The following is an 18829-nucleotide window of genomic DNA, read 5'->3' on the forward strand; positions in this document are numbered from 1 at the left end:
ATGGCGCAAGACTTCCCGTCTCATCTCATTAAACATTTTTTTTCGATAGGCAATGAGACCAAGACAAATGACCATTTTTTCGGACAATTCTCACCTGAATTGAGCCCGGAAAAGGGTCAATCTTCTGAACATCAAGAAGAGCTAAACGCTATTAATCAGGAGGTTTTAAGCCACCTGAAGACTATCGTTCCAGAACTAAAGTTCAAAACGTATTTCGAGAACTCACTTGAGCTTTTAGAAATCGACAGCACGGGCGCGACCTTTAGCGTACGTACGGCCTTCATTAAGAAGTCAGCCGACTTATATAAAGAAGAAATCGCCAAAGCTCTTTATAATGTTCTGGGAACAGCATACGAGATCGTTATCACATCTAAAGACCAGACAGCAGACATCGCTCCTGCTTTTGGCCTTTCAGGTGTTCAAATTAAAGATGACAATAGACCAAAGTCGATGGCGACAACTAAGTTCACACTGGACTTAACCCCTACTCGCGATGATTTAAAATCGCGCGTGGACGCTGAGTATATTGAGCACATGAACCCGAACAAAACGGGAATCAGAGTTGACCGCTCAAAGACCTTCGATAACTTTATCGTTGGACCTACTAACAATATCGCTCAGGCAGCAGCGAAAGCTGTGGCCCTGACACCAGGTAAAGAAGGAAAATACCCTTCTCTATATATCCACAGCAATTCAGGCCTGGGAAAAACCCACCTCCTGCACGCTGTAGCTAACGAAATCGCAGAAAAACATCCGTCATACACAATCTGTCTAATCACTGCCCGCGATTTTATGGATGAGATGATCCAGTTAATGAAAACGAACCGTATTAATGAGTTCGTAAGAAAGTACACTGAGAGAATCGATGTCCTGATGATCGATGATATCCATGAGTTAAAAAACAAAGAAGGAACTCAAGACCAGTTCTTCCATGTGTTCAATGAAATGCATAATAAAGGAAAGCAGCTGATCTTTACTTCTGATAAGAGACCAAAAGAAATTGATGGTATCTCAGAGCGTATTAAAACACGTCTTCAATGGGGACTTGTCGTTGATATTCAGCCACCTGATTTAGAAACAAGAATTGCGATTCTTCGTCGTAAGATGGAAGCGCTTGACCTTTATATCAACGAAGACGTTTTAACGTTAATTGCTTCAAGAATTAAGACAAATATCAGAGAGCTTGAAGGTTCACTGGTAAGACTTAAGGCTGTCAGCGAGCTGATGAATGTTGAAATCGAAGTTGACCTGGTTAAAGAGCAACTGATGCTTCCTAATAGTGAGAACGAAAAAGAAGTGACGATTGAATCTGTGGCAAAAGCTACAGCTCAATACTTCCGCGTACCACTAGCAGACTTAAAATCTAAAGGAAGAAGCCAGGACATCACAAAAGCACGTCACGTGGCCATGTACCTAGCTAGAAAAGTGGTAAATGCAAAACAACAAGAGATCGGAGCGTTCTTCGGAGGCCGCGATCACTCGTCAGTTATCCATGCGGTTAACACTATTTCTGATAAAGTTAAGACTGACTCTTCTCTTTCAAAAGACATCAACGCCATCGAATCTAATCTCTAAAAATTAAGTCCAAAATTGTCTCAATATAAATCACAGCTATTCACATTGAATGTGGATAGCTGTGAATAACTTTGTCGTCTTTTAAGAGAGTTTTCCACAATTTGTTCACACCTTATCCACGGCCTTTTCCACATAACGGCCGAGATTTTATGCATGGCCAAACAAAAGTTTTCGTTTTACGGCCACGTGTTAACAAGGTTATTTCGCATAGGCCTTTATCCACAAAAAGTTTTCAACAATGTGAATAACTATGTGGAAAAGATTTTTTAAATGAGGTGAAAAAGGCCCTATTTAGGCAATCTAAGAAGTAATGTTGAAACTCAGTTGAAAAGATGTGAATAAGAATGTGAATTATAGGCCCCGCAACAAGAATATCCGTCGAGGCTTTTAAAAAAATGAAAAGTTATCCCAAATAATCAAGATCCCCAAATTCATTAATTATATGAAATCAAAAGACTTTCGTATCTTTTCCACTTATCCACAGTGTAATAATAAAAGTATTAATAATTATAAATAATATAAAGCCATGGGAGTCTGAAGTGAGATCATTTGAACTTCATCGAAGCACTCATTAAATTCGTTTAGATTGATTGCATTTAGGATGATTAATTTATGGGATATTGTGGCTCAATGAAGCTTGATACTATGACTCCTAATTGCTAAAAACTTAGGATATAAAATTTTGGAAATAGCCTTATGTTAATTAAAATTTCAGTTCATGAATTAAAAGAGACTCTTACTAAAATCCTTTCAGTAGTAGATAAAAAAAATACTCGTTTAATACTAAATTTCATTCAAATCCAAGCTAGCGGCAATAAGATCGAAATGACTGCTACAGATTTAGAAGTATCAGCAAAAGTTACAGCTAACTGTATTGTGGAAAAACCAGGTACATTTTGTGTAAATGCTAAAAATATATTTGATATCGTAAAAGAACTTCCAGAGAAAGAATTAACAATTGAACTTCCAGAAGGATCAAATAACTTAAAGCTTACATGTGGATCTATTAACTTCACACTTCTAATCTATACAAGCGAAGAATTCCCTCACCTTCAATTTGGAACAAATGCTAATGAATTTAAACTGAACACTTTCCAGATCCTGGAGATGATCAATAAAACTTCACATGCTATTTCAAATGATGAAACAAGACTTTTCTTAAGTGGTATCTATCTTCAAGAGATCGATGGAAAACTTAGAGCAGTAGCGACTGATGGATTCAGACTTGCTTTAGTAGAGACAGAACTTTCTAACAATAAGATTGAAGCGCTTATTAACGGGATCATCATTCCTAAGAAAGGTGTAGCTGAGCTTAAGAAAATTGCTGAAGCTTACCCAGATCACCAGATTGGGATCTCAGTTGATGAATCATTTATTTATTTGAACGCTAATAATACTTATTTATTAGCTATTAGATTAATTGCGAAAGAATACTTAAAGTACCAAGCAATTATTCCTAAGAAAACAAACAACCACGCTGATATCGACAAGAACTCTTTCTTAAATGCTGTAAGACGTATCAAGATTATGGCCAATGAAAGATCAAATGGTGTGAAGCTAATCATGAAAGAAGGTGAAATGACGGTTGCTGCCAACCACCCTTCTCTTGGTGATGCTTTTGAAAAGTTCCCGATTAACTACTCTGGAAAAGAATTTGAAATCGGCTTCAATGCTAAATTCTTAATGGATATTCTTTCAATCTTTGGTGATGAAGATATTAGAATGGAATTTAACAATGAGCTTTCACCAGCTGTTATCAGATCGACAAAAAATCAAAACTATCTGTGTATCGTAATGCCGCTTAAATTATAGGTCTTATGAGCACGTATAAAATTTCTAAATTACAAGTTACAAACTTTAGAAATTTAAATCCAGACATCATTACGTTTTCATCAGGGATCAATTGTATTCTTGGTGAGAACGGAAATGGCAAAACAAATATCTTAGAAGCTATCAACGTTCTCGCCACAAAAAAATCTTTCCGTAAAAATACGAGTTTTCCACAATTTTTGAGTATTGATGGTGGAAAACCTGAGATTATATTTTCTTCTGTAGTTGAAAATGGCGACAAAGAAGTTATGAGCTACACCTCTAAAATGACCAATGAGAATGTTCTTTGGTTTTTAGATGGAGCTCCGGTAAAAAAACGCTTAGACATCAAAGTGGTTTTTATCAATCCGTTTGATTCGTATGGATTTCACAATAGCGCCAGCGATCGCCGTGAGTGGATTGATTACTTTTTAAGCCAGCTTGATGACCAATATAAAAAGCAACTGGCCCGTTATACAATTGCCCTTAGATTCAGAAATACCCTGCTTTCCAAAAAACCAAGCCGTTTTAAAGAGCAAATTTTGGCTTCTGATTCCGAGCTTGCCCAACTATCGCATTTTCTCACAAACAAGCGCGTAGAGTTCCTGGAGGCCTTAGAACCGCTTATTGGCGAGACCTTTCAAGCGCTTTTTTCTGAACGCCACAGTTTAAAAATAAATTTAGATTCGCGCATAATTGGAATGTCGGTGGAAAACATTCAAAAATTATTCGCCAACAACTTGGAATCTGATTGCGAAAGAGGACACACTTCTTACGGTCCACATAAAGATGACTATGTGCTTCTTTTTGACGGTTTAAATTCGTTTGATTTTTGTTCTTTAGGCCAGCAAAAGATGAGTTATTTAAGCCTCTTATTTGCCTATATAGAGCTTTTTCGGTATAAATATATGTCCTATCCAATAGTGCTAATTGACGACGTTTCTGGCGAGCTTGATCAGCATCGATGGCGTAGGCTAGTTGAGTATTTAGAAAAACGAGAATTTCAAGTTTTGATAACTACTGCCAACGAAAAATTTAAGGAAGAATTAGACCGAATTAGCGGCGCCAACAACATCCACATCAGGAATGGTTCCATAATTCACTAAGACTTCTCCAACAATGAAGGAGTATCTGTCTTGGAAAACAATCAATCCGAATCAATCTCAAAAGTAAACACTGAGTATGGATCAAACCAGATTAAAGTTCTTGAAGGACTTGATGCCGTAAGAAAGCGTCCTGGTATGTACATTGGTGATACTGGTATCCGTGGTCTTCACCACTGCGTGTACGAAATTGTTGATAACTCTGTAGATGAGGCCCTTGCTGGTTATTGTACAGACATCAACGTTGTTATTCACATCGATAACTCAGTTACCGTTGTTGATAACGGCCGTGGGATCCCTACTGACATTCACCCTACAGAGGGAATTTCAGGAGCGGAACTTGCGTATACAAAACTTCACGCCGGTGGAAAGTTCAACGAAGACGGAGGAGCTTACAAAGTTTCTGGTGGTCTTCACGGTGTAGGTGCTGCGGTAGTAAATGCCCTTTCAAAATGGGTAAAACTAGAGATTAAAAAATACGGAAAGCTTCACGAATTAAATTTTGATCACGGTAAAGCGACTGACAAAATTAAAGAAATCGGTGTGCTTGAAAATCCAAAAGAAACTGGAACGAAAGTTACTTTCAAACCAGATAACGAAATTTTCGAATTCCACGAATTCAACTACGATACACTGGCTAACCGTTTCCGCGAGATGGCCTTCTTAAATCGTGGTCTTAAAATTTCTCTTAAAGACGAACGTTCAGAAAAATCAGATCTATTCTATTTCGAAGGTGGGATTTCTGAATTCGTAAATTACCTAAACAGAGCTAAAACAGCGATTCATAAAAAAGTAATCTATTTCGTGCAGACAAAAGACGATTACGAAGCAGAAATTGCTATGCAATGGACTGACTCGTACAACGAAGTCATCACTTCATACGCTAACAACATCTCGACTCCAGAAGGTGGTACACACGTTTCTGGATTTAAGACAGCTCTTACTCGTGTACTTAATAACTACGCCAAAGATAATAACCTTCTAAAAAACATCAAAATCGCTCTTACGGGTGATGATATGAGAGAAGGTTTAACTGCTGTTGTTTCAGTGAAACTAAAAGAGCCACAATTTGAAGGTCAGACGAAATCAAAACTTGGTAACTCGGAAGTTGAAGGGATTGTTAACTCACTTGTGGGTGAATCTTTCAAAACTTTCCTGGAAGAAAACCCAGAAATTGGGAAAATGGTTATCAAAAAATCTGTGGATGCCGCTGCTGCTCGCGAAGCTGCAAGGCGTGCACGTGAACTTACTCGTCGTAAAAACGTTCTAGAATTCTCTGGTCTTCCAGGGAAAATGGCAGACTGTCAGGAATCAGATCCTGCTCAGTGTGAACTATACATCGTAGAAGGGGACTCTGCGGGCGGATCGGCAAAACAAGGTCGCGATCGCAGAGTACAAGCTGTTCTTCCGCTAAAAGGTAAAATTCTTAACGTTGAAAAAGCTCGTTATGAAAAAATGCTGGCTTCAGAAGAGATTAAAAACCTGATTCAGGCCCTAGGGACTGGTGTTGGGAAAGACACGTTTAACATTGCGAAACTTAGATACCACAAAATCGTTATCATGACCGATGCCGACGTCGATGGATCGCACATTAGAACTCTTCTTCTTACTCTACTCTACCGTCAATTCCCGGAGCTTATTGAGCAAGGGTATATCTACATCGCTCAACCACCTCTTTATAAATACAAAAAAGGGAAAATGGAGACGTACTTAAAAGACGATAAACGCCTTGAAGAGTACCTGATTAACAATGCAACTGATGATTCAAAAATTAGTATCAATGGAGAACTAGTTTCTGGAGATTCAGCTAAGCAGTTAATCAACAAAGAAAGCATGTACAGAAAAACTCTTTCTTACTACGACACTCACTATGATTCAGACCTTTTAAGAAGACTGATTGAAGATGGGATGCTTAGAGCTGAAGACATGAGCGATAAAGCAAAAGTTGAAGCTGAAGCTAAGAGACTTACTGATTTCTTCAAGCCGCTTGAGACTGAAACACTAAAGCAGTACTCAATTACAGTTGAAGAAGACTATGACACAAAAACTTTCTCTCTGCGCTTGAACATCAAAACAGCTTCAAGAACAAAGAGATTCAAAATCAGCCCGGGCTTCTTAAGATCGCCGGAATTTGCTGATTTAGTTAACAGCTTTGACGGTATTAAAAAATACAGCAAAGCGACTTTTAAAATTGAACGTGAAAAAGACACAAGAGAGTTCGCATCACTGACGGCATTCTCTGAATTTGTTATCGCGGATGGGAAACAAGGTGCATACATTCAGCGTTACAAGGGACTAGGAGAAATGAACCCAGAGCAACTTTGGGAAACAACTATGAACCCTTCTAACAGAACACTTCTACAAGTAAGAATCGAAGATACGCTTGAAGCGGATCAGGTCTTTACAGTTCTAATGGGAGACCAGGTAGAACCAAGAAGAAAGTTCGTTGAAGAAAACGCACTGAATGCTAGAAACCTTGATGTGTAATACGTAAATTTTAGATTGTTAAAAAGGTAAAAAAATATGTCAGAAGAAAACAACAATAACACAATTAACCACGGAAATATTTCTCCGGTGGTCATTCAAGATGAGATGAAGAGCTGCTATCTCGATTACGCAATGTCGGTAATCGTTGGCCGTGCCCTTCCTGACGTTCGCGACGGGATGAAGCCGGTACATAGACGTGTTCTTTACGCTATGGACTCACTAAATAACTACCACAACAAGCCATTCCTAAAGTCTGCGCGTGTTGTTGGGGATATTATCGGTAAGTATCACCCACACGGTGACTCTGCTGTTTACGGTGCTATCGTTCGTCTAGCTCAGGATTTCTCAATGAGATACCCACTGGTAGACGGGCAAGGGAACTTCGGATCGATCGACGGAGATAATGCGGCGGCGATGAGGTATACCGAGATCAGAATGAAGAAGCTTTCGGAAGAAATGCTTGCTGATCTTGATAAAGAAACTGTTGATTGGAATCCGAACTACGATGACTCGCTAGTTGAGCCAAGTGTTCTTCCAACAAAAATTCCTAATCTTTTAATCAACGGGTCTTCTGGTATCGCTGTAGGGATGGCAACAAACATTCCTCCGCACAACTTATCAGAAATCATGAATGGTCTTCTTCTTTTAATTGATCAGCCAACAGCTTCAATTGAAGATTTAATGAGAATTATTCCAGGACCGGACTTCCCTACTGCTGGTACAATTCACGGAACAGAAGGGATTCGCTCAGCTTACCACACAGGTAAGGGTGTTCTGCAAATCAGAGCAAAAATCGACGTTGAACATAACGCTAAAAAAGACCGCGATTCAATCGTTATCACTGAACTTCCTTACCAAGTTAACAAAGCTAAGCTTATTGAAAGAATTGCTGAACTTGTTAACGAAAAAGAACTTACAGGTATCTCAGATATCCGTGATGAGTCTTCGCGCGAAGGGATCAGAGTTGTTATCGACCTTAAAAAAGGTGAAATCGCGACAGTTATCATTAATAAACTTTATAAGGCGACTCCGCTTCAAACATCGTTTGGTATTATCTTCCTTTCGATTGTTAACGGATCTCCTCGTATCCTGAATATTAAAGAGCAACTTCTTTTCTTCATCGACCACAGAAGAGAAATTGTTATCAGAAGAACAGTTTACGAGCTGAAAAAAGCAAAAGAACGCGCACATATCCTTGAAGGTTTAAAGATCGCTGTTGAAAACATCGATGCGATTGTTGAACTTGTTAAGAAATCTGAAGGTCCTCATCAAGCTAAAGCTCAGTTAATGAGCGTTTACTCTCTATCTGATATTCAAGCGCAAGCTATTCTAGATATGAGACTACAGCGTTTAACTGGTCTTGAGCGCGATAAGATCATCAAAGACTACAACGACATCATGAGAGAGATTGCTCGCCTTGAAGAAATTCTTGGAAATGAAAATCTGATCACAGATATCATCCGTACAGAATTCAGAGAAGTTCTGGAAAACTACGGTGATAAGAGAAGAACTGAAATCATCGCAAAAGCTGATGAAATTCAGATGGAAGACCTGGTTAAGAATGAAGATGTTATCGTAACAATCACTCACAAAGGTTACGTAAAACGTATGCAGATGGACACTTACCGCACACAAAAACGTGGTGGAACAGGTGTAAAAGGTGCTGACGGAGCGGATGACGACTTCTACACATCTATCTTCATTGCTAACACTCACTCGACTCTCTTTGTCTTCACAGATAAAGGACAAGTGTTCTCGATTAAGGTATACAACATCCCAGAAGGAAACCGTACAACAAAAGGACGTAACATTGTTAACTTAATTCAATTACCACCAGGTGAGACAGTTAAGAACATCATGATTGCTCCAAGTGACGTTGAAGGAAAATTCCTAATGATCGCTACAGAGCGCGGTATTGTTAAGAAGTCAGAGCTTTCTGAGTACAAAAATATCCGCCAATCTGGATTAACGGCCATTAAGATCGTAGACGGCGACAACCTTCTATCTGTAAAAATCACAGATGGGAAAAAAGACGTTCTTCTATGTTCTTCTTCAGGAAAAATCATCCGTTTTGCTGAAACAGATGCTCGTCCATTAGGGCGCGTTTCTCAAGGGGTAAAAGGAATTGAGCTTTCTGACGATGAAAAAATCATCGGTATGGAAATCATCGATGACTCAGTAGAAATCCTATCTGTTACATCTCAAGGTTACGGAAAACGTACTTCAGTATCTGAGTACAGAAAACAATCTCGCGGTGGTAAAGGTATCCTGGCGATGAGACTGAACGAAAAGAACGGTGACATCATCGACATTAAACCAGTTACAGATAAAGACGATCTAATGATCATCTCTGATAAAGGACAGGTCATCAGAACGAAAATTTCTGGTATCTCTCTAATGGGTAGAACGACTCAAGGTGTGCGTCTGATCAAGCTTAAAGAAGGTGAATCAGTAGTAGCAGTAGAGAAAATCGTGGATCCTGATGAGGATATCGAAGTAGTAGAAGGAGCGGCATCAGCTGGAACACCTTCGGAAGGCGGAGGAAATGAAACTCCACCGGCCGCTACTGAAGAATAGAATGTTTATTATTGAACTGACTTATAAAAAAGACATGAGCTTCGTGGAAAAGCACCTCGAAGCTCATCGCTCTTTTCTCGACGATTACTATGCCAAGGGCGTTTTGGTGGCCTCTGGCCCTAAGAACCCACGCGATGGCGGAATTATTTTAGCTCGTGAAATGGATAGAGCTGAATTGGAAAAAATCCTGGCCCAAGACCCATTTTGGAAAGAAGGTGTGGCCGATTTTAAGATTACGGATTTTGCCGTCACAAAAAGGTCAGCAAATTTTAATTACTAGGAGTTCTTCATGAAGAAGATCTTTCCAAGGTTCCTATTCAAAGTTTTCATTATGGCAGCCACGCTGGTGTTTACCTCGTGCGACTTCACTCCCCCAATTAACCGCAAAATCATTGATGCACAAAACTACATCACAGAGCAAGAGTATGCTAAAGCAGCTTATCTCTACGAAGATATTTTAAAGAGCAACCCTGCTCAGGATTTAAGACTTAAAATCTGCTACCAGTTAGGAGAGCTCTACTCTATCTACCTGGGCCAGTATAAAAAATCGGTTTATTACTACAACGAAGTTAAAGAGCTAACAGAAGATCCACTTTGGTTGATTAAAACTGAAGAAAAACTAGCTGATGTAAACTTCAATTACTTAAAGAACTATAAAGACGCGATTAAAAACTACACCCGCCTCTCGCAATTTACACCGAAGCTAAAAAACTTCGATTTCTTCCAGCTACAAATTGCCCTTTCTTATTTTTATCTCAACGATAAAGACGCCGCTCTTTCTCAGCTGACAAAAATTCAGTCTGACCCGAACCATGAGTACTTTATTCGTTCTTTTTATTACGTAGGTCTGATCTATTTTGAGCAGAAAGATTTCAACAAGGCCCTATACGTGTGGCTTGAGTATTTAAAGCGTGAAACGAAAAAAGAATATATCGTTCAGGCGAAATTCATGGTCGCCAATGCTTATGAATCGACTGAGAACCTGAAGATGGCCTACGATATTTATTATTCAATCGCTAATGATTACCCGAATCCGGATGTTATTCAAAACAGGCTCAACTCGCTTTATCAGAGAAGAGTTTCTAGAAGGCGCTAATACTTTATAAGTATTTTAAAAAAGAATTAAGCTGACCAATCGTAGTATGCACATCTTTAAGGTCATAAGTGAGCACTAGTTTTTTTCTAAAAGCTCGAACTTCCTCTATGAGTGTATTTTTGGCGGCTACATTAATTTGGCTGATATGATATTTAAGAGGAGTAGATAAAAAATTAAATATTATACCATTAGGTAGGCATAATTTTTCTTTGATTAAGTAGTCAATAAAAGTACAAATTTCTAATGCATTTAGATTTGTTACTGTTATATAAACTTTAATTTTATCTAAGCCTAATTGTTCACTTACAATTTTAATATTCTTTTCTACTAATCTCCAGCTAAGCCCCTCTCTGATCTTTTCGCCAGTTGCATGAGAGGCATCTAAACTTGCACAAAAAATTACTGATTTAAATTTTTTCCATAGATTAAACAAATCGTTTCTTTTCTCTAGAGGAATACTTAGGTTTGTATTATAAGTGATAGAGGTGTGTGTTAAGTTGTTGCTCACTAAATATTTTAAAAATTCAATATGAAGCGGATCTAGAAATGGTTCACCTCCCGCTATGTAATATGTCTCTACATTTTTACAATATTCCTTCAAGAAATTTTCCATTTCATTTTTAGAATCAAACGTTTTAAGGTGACCAGTTTTGTACTGATCATCAATTGATGTTGAATAGTGAGAGCTACAGTAGACACATTTTAAATTACATAGGTTAGAAAATCTTAATCCTAAATATACTAGATTAGGCTTTGAAAGTTTGTAATCTTCCCCCATATTCGCGATCGCTGAATCATGGTAATCACGGTAATAAAGATTAGATCTTTGTCGTAGGCTGAAATGCCCTAATTTTTCATCTCTATAGCAATCAGAACATGCTCTAGTCGGTTTATCTTCGAGCATATTTTTTCTTATTTGAATTTGCTGTGGATGGTTTAAGATCTCTAAAAATGGAGTTTTGCTTAAATACCCTAGGTCAACCTGTAGTTGAGTCTTGCAACACGTAGTGCAATTCCCCCCTTGTTGAATTTCTAAATGAATCCAAGGTAAAATGCAAAAATATTTTTTACTAAGAAAATCCACAAAAATATCCTCTTACTTACTTTATGTTAATATTCTTTTTCATAATAGAATTATTTAAGTAAAAAAGTGTTCTTTTTTTGACACGGAGACTTTCTGAAATGAGTGAGAATATCGAATGGGATATTCTCACTCATGAAGATTACTAATTTTGCTGATAGCGCCTTACTTGAATTTTAATTTTAACACCAAAATCATAATTTGGATCGCTGTTATCCGTAAATAAATTATCGTCAGCTGTAAATAGGATTTCTGTTGCCCCTTCAGGGACTTGTAGTTTCACATAACCATCAAATGGAATATAAAAATCTTCAGGTATGTCTGTGGGAAGATGTCCTATGAAGGTAGGAGAAGATTCAATACTTTCGTAGATTGAATCCTCACCTGGAAAATAAAATTTACCATTACTTGCAAATACTCCAATCATCCAAGCATGTGTATCAGTTCCCCCATATTCAGCTGGCTCAGTTTGATAGTTTCCTAAACCTTGAATATAAATTATATCGCCAGCCTGAAGATTAATGTTTGGGTTGCCTGGAATTGATTGGAGATTTAATCTTGTGGCACTACTAAAATAGGCTGGGAGATATGTTCCAGTAGGATCTACCTTAAGAAAAAAAGAAAATTCAAGTGGATGAATTTCAATAGTCTGTGTGATTTCATCATTTGCGCCAAAAGGATCACTAATGATTAATTTAACAGTATATTTTTTAGCTTCATGGTACTTATGAACAACGAGCGGAGAAGATGTTTCAGTTAATTGACCGTCACCAAAATCCCATTTATAGGTTAAGTTTTTGATATCTTGATTAAAGTTATCGTTAGCATTAAAAGTGACAGAAAAATTATTTACAGAATAAGTAAAGCTAGCTTTTGGACAATTCCAAGTCTTGGTTAAGTCTATTACAACGTCGTTTCCTTTAATAATGGGACTACTAATATTAACTTTTTCACCTTCATTGACAAAGTCACATGATAATAGGGGTGTTGTAGTCTCATAAATACCTACATAATATGAAGGGGCTCCTTTGCATAAAGACTTGTTAAACTTTTCATAATTATTTCTATTGTTAAGATAATACTGAGTCTCTTTTAAAGCGTTTGTAGAGCAAGAAACATCATGATCAGTATCCAAATAGTCTTGTCCAAGACCGACACACCTCTTTACTGTTTTATCATTTGAAACCAATTTTCCTTCGGGTTCTAACACAGGTATGCTGTAATTAAGACGACTAGTTACCTTTGTAAGAATTGAACCTGCTTCATAATATCTAGAGTCACCAACATCACATTTTAGATTGTAGGATAGTGAGTTTCCTGGTCGAAGGGGAAGAGTTGGTTGATTGTAAATAATTAATTTAGGTTTAATTAATGTGTCCCCTTCACAGTCGTAATTAATTCTAGTGATTAGAGCTACAGAGCCAGCGATTGATCCTAAATAAGATAGTGCACCATTAATTGGATCAATAGCCATTGCGAGCCAAGAAGATTGCGACCAAAAGCTAAGTATCATTTCAGCTGCTTGAACATCAATAGGTACAACTCGTCCTTTTGAAATGTAACATTTATGTATCATCCCATCGTATAGAGTTTTTGAACCAAGATTTACGATTTTTTCTAAAAGTTTTTGAAACTCGACGATAAATAATGCTTGGTCTTCTTGGGAGTTTGCATTGGCGTTAGCAATAATGAAATGTGAAAAAAATTGAAACATTTTTCCAAGGCCATGGATTTTTTTATATTGATTGCTAACGATAGTTGAACTTTGGCCGCTAGTATGTTGATATGTGTAGAGTTGGAATAAATCCGAATCATTTTTAAATGATTGATTTAATAAGTTGGCTGCAAGCTGTACCTTTTCTTCTGAAGCCTGTGCCGCAATGTAACCATTGATTAAATTTAGTGCTTCTTTTAAGTAAGAGAAGCCTTGGACTCCATCCTTCCCTAGGTTGGCAGCATAGTCCTTATCGGTAATATACAGATCAAGTAATTCCGCCATTTTGCTTATGTTTTGTGCCAAAAAATCTCTGGGCATTTCGACATTTTCTAAAGGTAAGATTTTGACTGGAAATTCTTTATCTCCAATTGATAAAAGGACCCTATCTTTATTAATGTATGGCAATGTTGTAAACATCGTATTTGGTGCTGCTGTGTCTTTTTTAAAAACAACATCTAAATTATCAATCTTGGCAGAAAGTACCTCCCCTGTATTTTCTCCTACTGAAATTATGATTTTATCTAGTGCTCGAGCAGTTGTAGTTAGTAGCTCAACTGAAGTGTTTATTGGGCTCGCTGATTTCACTGCAACGAATTTTCTCTGAGATTTTATAAATTTGTATTCAGAAATGATCCCTTCTGCATGCACTTGAAACTTTTTAACGATATCTACCTTGTCCTTAATTTTTCTCAAGTGTGCAGGCGCAAAGGAGTTCTTATTAAAAACTAATGTTGTCTCTATTTTAGGAGTAGAAGATTCAATTCTCTTTTCATCAATAAAAAAATAATAATTTTTAATTTTATTTTTAATAATTTTATCTGGAATTGCTTCGACTGTAACTTGACAGGGACTTTCGCAAACTTTTGACGGAGTTACTATTAGCTTCATTGGATGAGATGAAGAGGTGTATTGAAGACGTTTTTTATAAAAGGCTCTTTTTTGTAGAAGCTTAAGATTCCATTTTCTTGAAACTAATAAATTTTTTTTCTTTTGTAGTTCAATTTTATCTTTTGAGGTTAACCCTTTTTTCGAAAATTCTTTTTCTAGTTTTTTGATATTTTCTGAAATGTTATCTAATTCACTTGATATTTCCTCGAGGGTTGCTAATTTTTTTCCGTTCAGGTTTTTAGCAAAGGTTAAATTACAAAAAAGTAAAAGAAATACAGCAATAGATACTATCCGATAGGATACCAACATACGTGCCTCACTTTTAGTTTAGGTGAATTTAGAAAATTAAAAAGCTAACGAAGGTAGCGCGAAATTACTTGAGCATGCTTAGAGCATTTGATACATGACGAAGAGTTTTGCAAGATTCTTTTCATTTCATTCTTTGTCATTAAGAAGGGATGAAAGTAATGACTTTTACAGTACGGGCATTTAGCAAAATGAAATAATAAATATGGATATGCAAAAAGAATATAAGCACAAATGACAATGTAAGAGAGAAGGCTTATGTTTATGCCAAAATTTCGGAGAAGCATGGTAAAAGAACTCATAGAAATTAAAACAATAAAAAACAGTCCGAAGAATAATTTAATTGTCTTTTTTTCAATTTGATCTAAATCTAGTATTTTTTTTTCAAGTTCTTGCATTCAATTATCACCTTGTTTAGATTTCTAGAATAATTCTATTCAGCATAAAATTATAATAAACTTTATAACATTACTTTCGAGTTAATAAAAACGAATGGATATGAGATTTTTTATTGTGGGTTCTTCTGGGTAATGGTGCCAATAAAAAATGCAATTACTACAAGCCACTTCTGTGGAATATAGTTTTTATAATACAATTGAACTAATCGGGTTTTATATTTTAAAAAACCGTAAGAAAGAATAAGAATTAATTATAGATAAAACAGCATTTAAGTTCTTAATTTTGAAACAGAGATTGAATAAAACACAAAGGTATATAAGGGCGAGTAATGAATAAAAAGTGGATTCAAATCATGGGCTTGGCCATGAGTCTTCCGTCGACAATTTTTATTGCGGCCTGGGGGGCTTTCCAACTCGTCAAACTCGGGATAATAAGCAAAGTCGTAGCAGTTTTAATCTTCTTGGCGATTGTAGGAAATATTTTGTTCCTCATGGTTTATTATGCATATAAGCGCAAAAATTGATTTCAAAAAATACGTTCTCTTTTCAAGCATTTTGCTAATCATTTCCTATTTTTTATCCAGAAATTTCGAAGAACTTAAAGTCATGCTGACCATTTTTTTAGCGGCGTGCCTAAATCAATATATGTTGGTTAAGGGTGTTGAGAAGGTCACGAATCAGGCCGCGGGCAATGGCGAGACAGATAAATCAGGGCTTATTGGGCTTTTCATTGGAAAAGCAATTGTGCTCATTGTCGCGCTAACTTTAGGTGTACAAATCATGGGAAAAAGGATAATAATTCCAGTGCTAATTTATGTATTACAAATAGTTGTCCTCTACCTCAGTATGAAAAAACCTGTGGCAGAACAAGGGTCTAATAAATGAGAAAAATTTCACTCGTATCACTTCTTGCACTTCTTTCATCGAATGCACATGCATCTGGTGGTTTCACTTGGGTAACTCAGTTTGGTCACGCGACTGGATTAGATCATTTCTTTGAGCACCTGACTGGTGTTCATCACTACGATCACATTTTAACTTTCATCCTAGTTCTTCTAGCGCTAGTTTTAACTGGTGTTTATTACCGTGCTAAAACTAAAAACCTAGATGCAGCAGTTGTTCCTGATAAAGGAATCACATACAGAAACATCGTTGAACTTTACGGTTCATTTATCTACACACAAGCACGCGCAGTTCTTGGAGAAAAAGATGCTCCTAAGTACTACTCGTTTGTTGCGACAATGTTCCTTGTTATCTTCGTTTCAAACATGGTTGGACTAATCCCAGGATTCCTTCCACCAACAGAATCAATCAACACAACTCTTGCAGTTGGTGTGTTCTCATTCCTTTACTTCAACTTCAAAGGTTGCAAAGAACTTGGAACGATCAATTACCTTAAGCACTTTGCTGGACCTCTATGGTACATGGCGATCTTAATCTTCCCGATCGAGATCATCTCAACATGTATTCGTCCAATCTCTCTAGCTCTTCGTCTTTACGGAAACATGTACGGGGACCACATGGTTCTTGGAACATTCTCAAACCTAGCACCACTATTAGTACCAATCGTATTCATGGTTCTAGGGATCCTGGTTTCTTTCATCCAGGCTTACGTATTTACAATGCTATCAATGGTTTATATTAGTTTAGCGACTGCTCACCACGATCATGGTGATCACCACGCTCATCACTAAGAAAAAACCGAACTATTAACTTTTTTGTCTAAGGAGACAAACAAATGAAAAAGCTACCTTTAATTTTCTCTTTCCTAGTTCTAGTTGGTCTTGTTGCTCAACAAGCATTTGCTCAAACAGGTGAAGGCGCAGCAGCTGCTGGTCTTAACACTGTAGCAATCAAGTACATCGCTTACTTCTTCGCTCTAGGGATCGCTGTTTTCGGTGGTACACAAGCTCAATCTAAAGCTGCTTCAGTAGCTCTAGAAGGAATCGCTCGTAACCCAGCTGCAGCTGATAAAATCCAAACTCCAATGATTCTTGGTCTAGCACTTATGGAATCACTTGTAATTTTCGCTCTTATCTCAACTTTCCTTGTGTAATTTTAATTCGCAAGAATTCTAAGATAAAAAAGAAGGGAGCTTTCGGGCTCCCTTTTTTTATGCCTAAAAAGTGTTTCTTCATAGATTAGAAATTCCTGTGAAAGTGCAATGGTGCACTCTTCTCCACGATGGTGGATTCATAAGGCGAATGCCTTTTGTATAAAGATGGGCCAACAAATAAAAGGTGGCACAAAGATCTGATACAAAAAACACTCAGGCATACCAAGGTCCAGGTCATTTTGAAAAAACTAGAACTAGCTTTTGCAAAATAAAAACTGAACTCTTTAAATTCTAGAAAAAAGGCAAAAAAATTCCTGTGAAACAAATGTTCCATATAAAACTCCAATAAAATTAAAAAATACTAAAAATTAAAACAACAAAACTAAAAACTACATTTGAGTTGATCCAAATTAATGACAATGAATGTGCTGAGAATAGTAGTGTGCTTTAGAGCTGGACGGGTTGAGACACACGACGATCAGTACAAATCATTTTGTTAATTGAAATCATAAATGTACCTCCTTCGTGTAAAAGTAATAACTTTTGTCAGAATAAACGTAGTTTAAATTTTTGTCAACAGGGGGAAATAAATAAAAAAAGGGGCGCAAAGCCCCCGTATTTAATTACCACATGACTTAAGAACGTTGATGAGCTCGTCGCGAGAGTCACATTGATACGATGGAAGTTTATCACAAGTGAAGACTGCACAGTCGACAACATCATAAGAAGCATTTTTACATTGGCCTAAAACTTCGAAGACTTCATCTCTACTGTCGAGTTGATACGCAGGAAGTTTGCTAGCAAAAAAATCAAAACATCTTGAACCAACAACACCACTACATTGATTAGCGATATCTTTCATTTCATCTAATGAATCACTTTGATATGAAGGAAGTTGCTTGATCACTCTCGCTACACAATCACCGCCATAATTTCCTCTACACATAGTTGTGACTTGTCTGATTTCATCAGGGCTATCACACATGTATGAAGGAAGTTTTTCGCAAATAACTTTTGCACATGAACTTGAATCAGGACGCGGGTAGCATTGGTCTTCACCTTCAATAGATTTTTCAAAACCATTTAGTTTATTTTTATAATAAAGAAAAGAAAGTTGATCGATTTCAGATGAAGCAAAGAGAGCTTGCGATGAAAGGACCAGGGATAGAATTAACCACTTCATAAAAACTCCTTTTAAAAAAGAACAATGAAGTTAGGTTAATGAATGAGATGATAAACAGCAAGGCGCTGTCAGAGCATGAAAGCATTAAGAATTAGAGTAGTGTCAGAAAGACTCTAGAACTTTGATTCACCAGAGAAGATCTTCTCTCCGTTTAGAACAACGTCATATGTGATTGGGCAGACTTTGCTTAGCATGAGACTCACGCCACAATACTTTGTCATAGAAGCTTCGCACGCTTTGATCGCCATATCTTTTTTGACTTCACCGCCAATTTTATAGATCAAGTGAATGTCTGCGAAATATGAAGGAGTCGTTTTTGTCATGTTGGCCTTAGCATTAATATCGAGAGTAAGAAGAGGCTCTTTTTTATTTTCTAAGATTGAGGCGATATCCATTCCAGCACATGCGCTGATGGCATTAAGAAGCATTTCTTTTGGACTCGGCCCGCGGTTTAAGCTTCCATTAGCAAGAGTTGTATCGAGTTGAGTTTCATGTCCCCTAACATTTCCAGTAAAACTTAGTTTTGTATTCCATTTAACGTTAGCTTCCATGA

At 37.1% G+C, this 18829-nt stretch carries 14 protein-coding genes; 10 read left to right on the forward strand and 4 right to left on the reverse strand.

The window, feature by feature from the left end; translation table 11 throughout:
- The 7 genes from dnaA (at position 1) to C0V70_RS00035 (ending at position 10647) form a co-directional block, all read left to right on the forward strand.
- On the forward strand, positions 1-1575 hold the full coding sequence (gene dnaA / locus C0V70_RS00005; protein WP_102241808.1) for a chromosomal replication initiator protein DnaA: 1575 nt from the start codon (positions 1-3) through the stop codon (positions 1573-1575).
- 696 nt (positions 1576-2271) lie between these two features.
- On the forward strand, positions 2272-3387 hold the full coding sequence (dnaN, locus tag C0V70_RS00010) for a DNA polymerase III subunit beta (RefSeq protein WP_102241809.1): 1116 nt from the start codon (positions 2272-2274) through the stop codon (positions 3385-3387).
- Positions 3388-3392: 5 nt separating this feature from the next.
- Entirely contained in the window at positions 3393-4490 is a 1098-nt protein-coding gene (gene recF, locus C0V70_RS00015; RefSeq protein ID WP_102241810.1) for a DNA replication/repair protein RecF, read from the forward strand.
- Positions 4491-4520: 30 nt separating this feature from the next.
- A complete protein-coding gene (gene gyrB / locus C0V70_RS00020; RefSeq protein WP_102241811.1) occupies positions 4521-6974 on the forward strand; it encodes a DNA topoisomerase (ATP-hydrolyzing) subunit B in 2454 nt (817 codons plus the stop codon).
- A gap of 36 nt (positions 6975-7010) precedes the next feature.
- Positions 7011-9551, forward strand: coding sequence for a DNA gyrase subunit A (gyrA, locus tag C0V70_RS00025; protein ID WP_102241812.1), 2541 nt, complete (start codon positions 7011-7013; stop codon positions 9549-9551).
- Position 9552: 1 nt separating this feature from the next.
- Positions 9553-9831 carry a YciI family protein gene (locus C0V70_RS00030; RefSeq protein ID WP_102241813.1) on the forward strand — a complete coding sequence of 93 codons (279 nt, stop codon included), beginning with the start codon at positions 9553-9555 and terminating at the stop codon, positions 9829-9831.
- A gap of 9 nt (positions 9832-9840) precedes the next feature.
- The gene (locus C0V70_RS00035; protein ID WP_102241814.1) at positions 9841-10647 is read left to right on the forward strand and encodes a tetratricopeptide repeat protein; all 807 of its coding nucleotides are present in this window, start codon (positions 9841-9843) and stop codon (positions 10645-10647) included.
- A gap of 4 nt (positions 10648-10651) precedes the next feature.
- On the opposite strand, the gene C0V70_RS00040 is transcribed toward C0V70_RS00035, so the two are convergent.
- Both C0V70_RS00040 and C0V70_RS00045 read right to left on the reverse strand, forming a co-directional pair.
- Positions 10652-11731 (reverse strand): twitch domain-containing radical SAM protein, encoded by a 1080-nt coding sequence (locus C0V70_RS00040; protein ID WP_102241815.1) that lies wholly within the window; start codon positions 11729-11731, stop codon positions 10652-10654.
- Between the two features lie 142 nt (positions 11732-11873).
- The gene (locus C0V70_RS00045) at positions 11874-14642 is read right to left on the reverse strand and encodes a PKD domain-containing protein (RefSeq protein WP_102241816.1); all 2769 of its coding nucleotides are present in this window, start codon (positions 14640-14642) and stop codon (positions 11874-11876) included.
- Between the two features lie 896 nt (positions 14643-15538).
- On the opposite strand from C0V70_RS00045, the gene C0V70_RS00060 reads away from it, so the two are divergent.
- The 3 genes from C0V70_RS00060 to C0V70_RS00070 are packed head-to-tail and all read left to right on the forward strand — an operon-like array spanning position 15539 to position 17093.
- Positions 15539-15922, forward strand: a complete 384-nt coding sequence (locus C0V70_RS00060; protein ID WP_133566648.1) for a hypothetical protein — start codon at positions 15539-15541, stop codon at positions 15920-15922.
- Positions 15919-16731, forward strand: coding sequence for a F0F1 ATP synthase subunit A (atpB, locus tag C0V70_RS00065; RefSeq protein WP_102241820.1), 813 nt, complete (start codon positions 15919-15921; stop codon positions 16729-16731). The genes C0V70_RS00060 and atpB overlap by 4 nt, the downstream gene beginning before the upstream one ends.
- A 44-nt stretch (positions 16732-16775) precedes the next feature.
- Positions 16776-17093, forward strand: coding sequence for an ATP synthase F0 subunit c (locus tag C0V70_RS00070; RefSeq protein ID WP_102241821.1), 318 nt, complete (start codon positions 16776-16778; stop codon positions 17091-17093).
- Between the two features lie 619 nt (positions 17094-17712).
- Here C0V70_RS00070 and C0V70_RS00075 read toward each other — a convergent pair.
- Together C0V70_RS00075 and C0V70_RS00080 are read right to left on the reverse strand one after the other, a co-directional pair.
- Positions 17713-18276 carry a hypothetical protein gene (locus tag C0V70_RS00075; protein WP_102241822.1) on the reverse strand — a complete coding sequence of 188 codons (564 nt, stop codon included), beginning with the start codon at positions 18274-18276 and terminating at the stop codon, positions 17713-17715.
- 113 nt (positions 18277-18389) lie between these two features.
- Entirely contained in the window at positions 18390-18827 is a 438-nt protein-coding gene (locus C0V70_RS00080; protein WP_102241823.1) for an OsmC family protein, read from the reverse strand.
- Between the last annotated feature and the right edge of the window lie 2 nt (positions 18828-18829).

The organism is Bacteriovorax stolpii, assembly GCF_002872415.1.
In the GTDB taxonomy this organism is placed as follows: Bacteria; Bdellovibrionota; Bacteriovoracia; order Bacteriovoracales; family Bacteriovoracaceae; genus Bacteriovorax; species Bacteriovorax stolpii.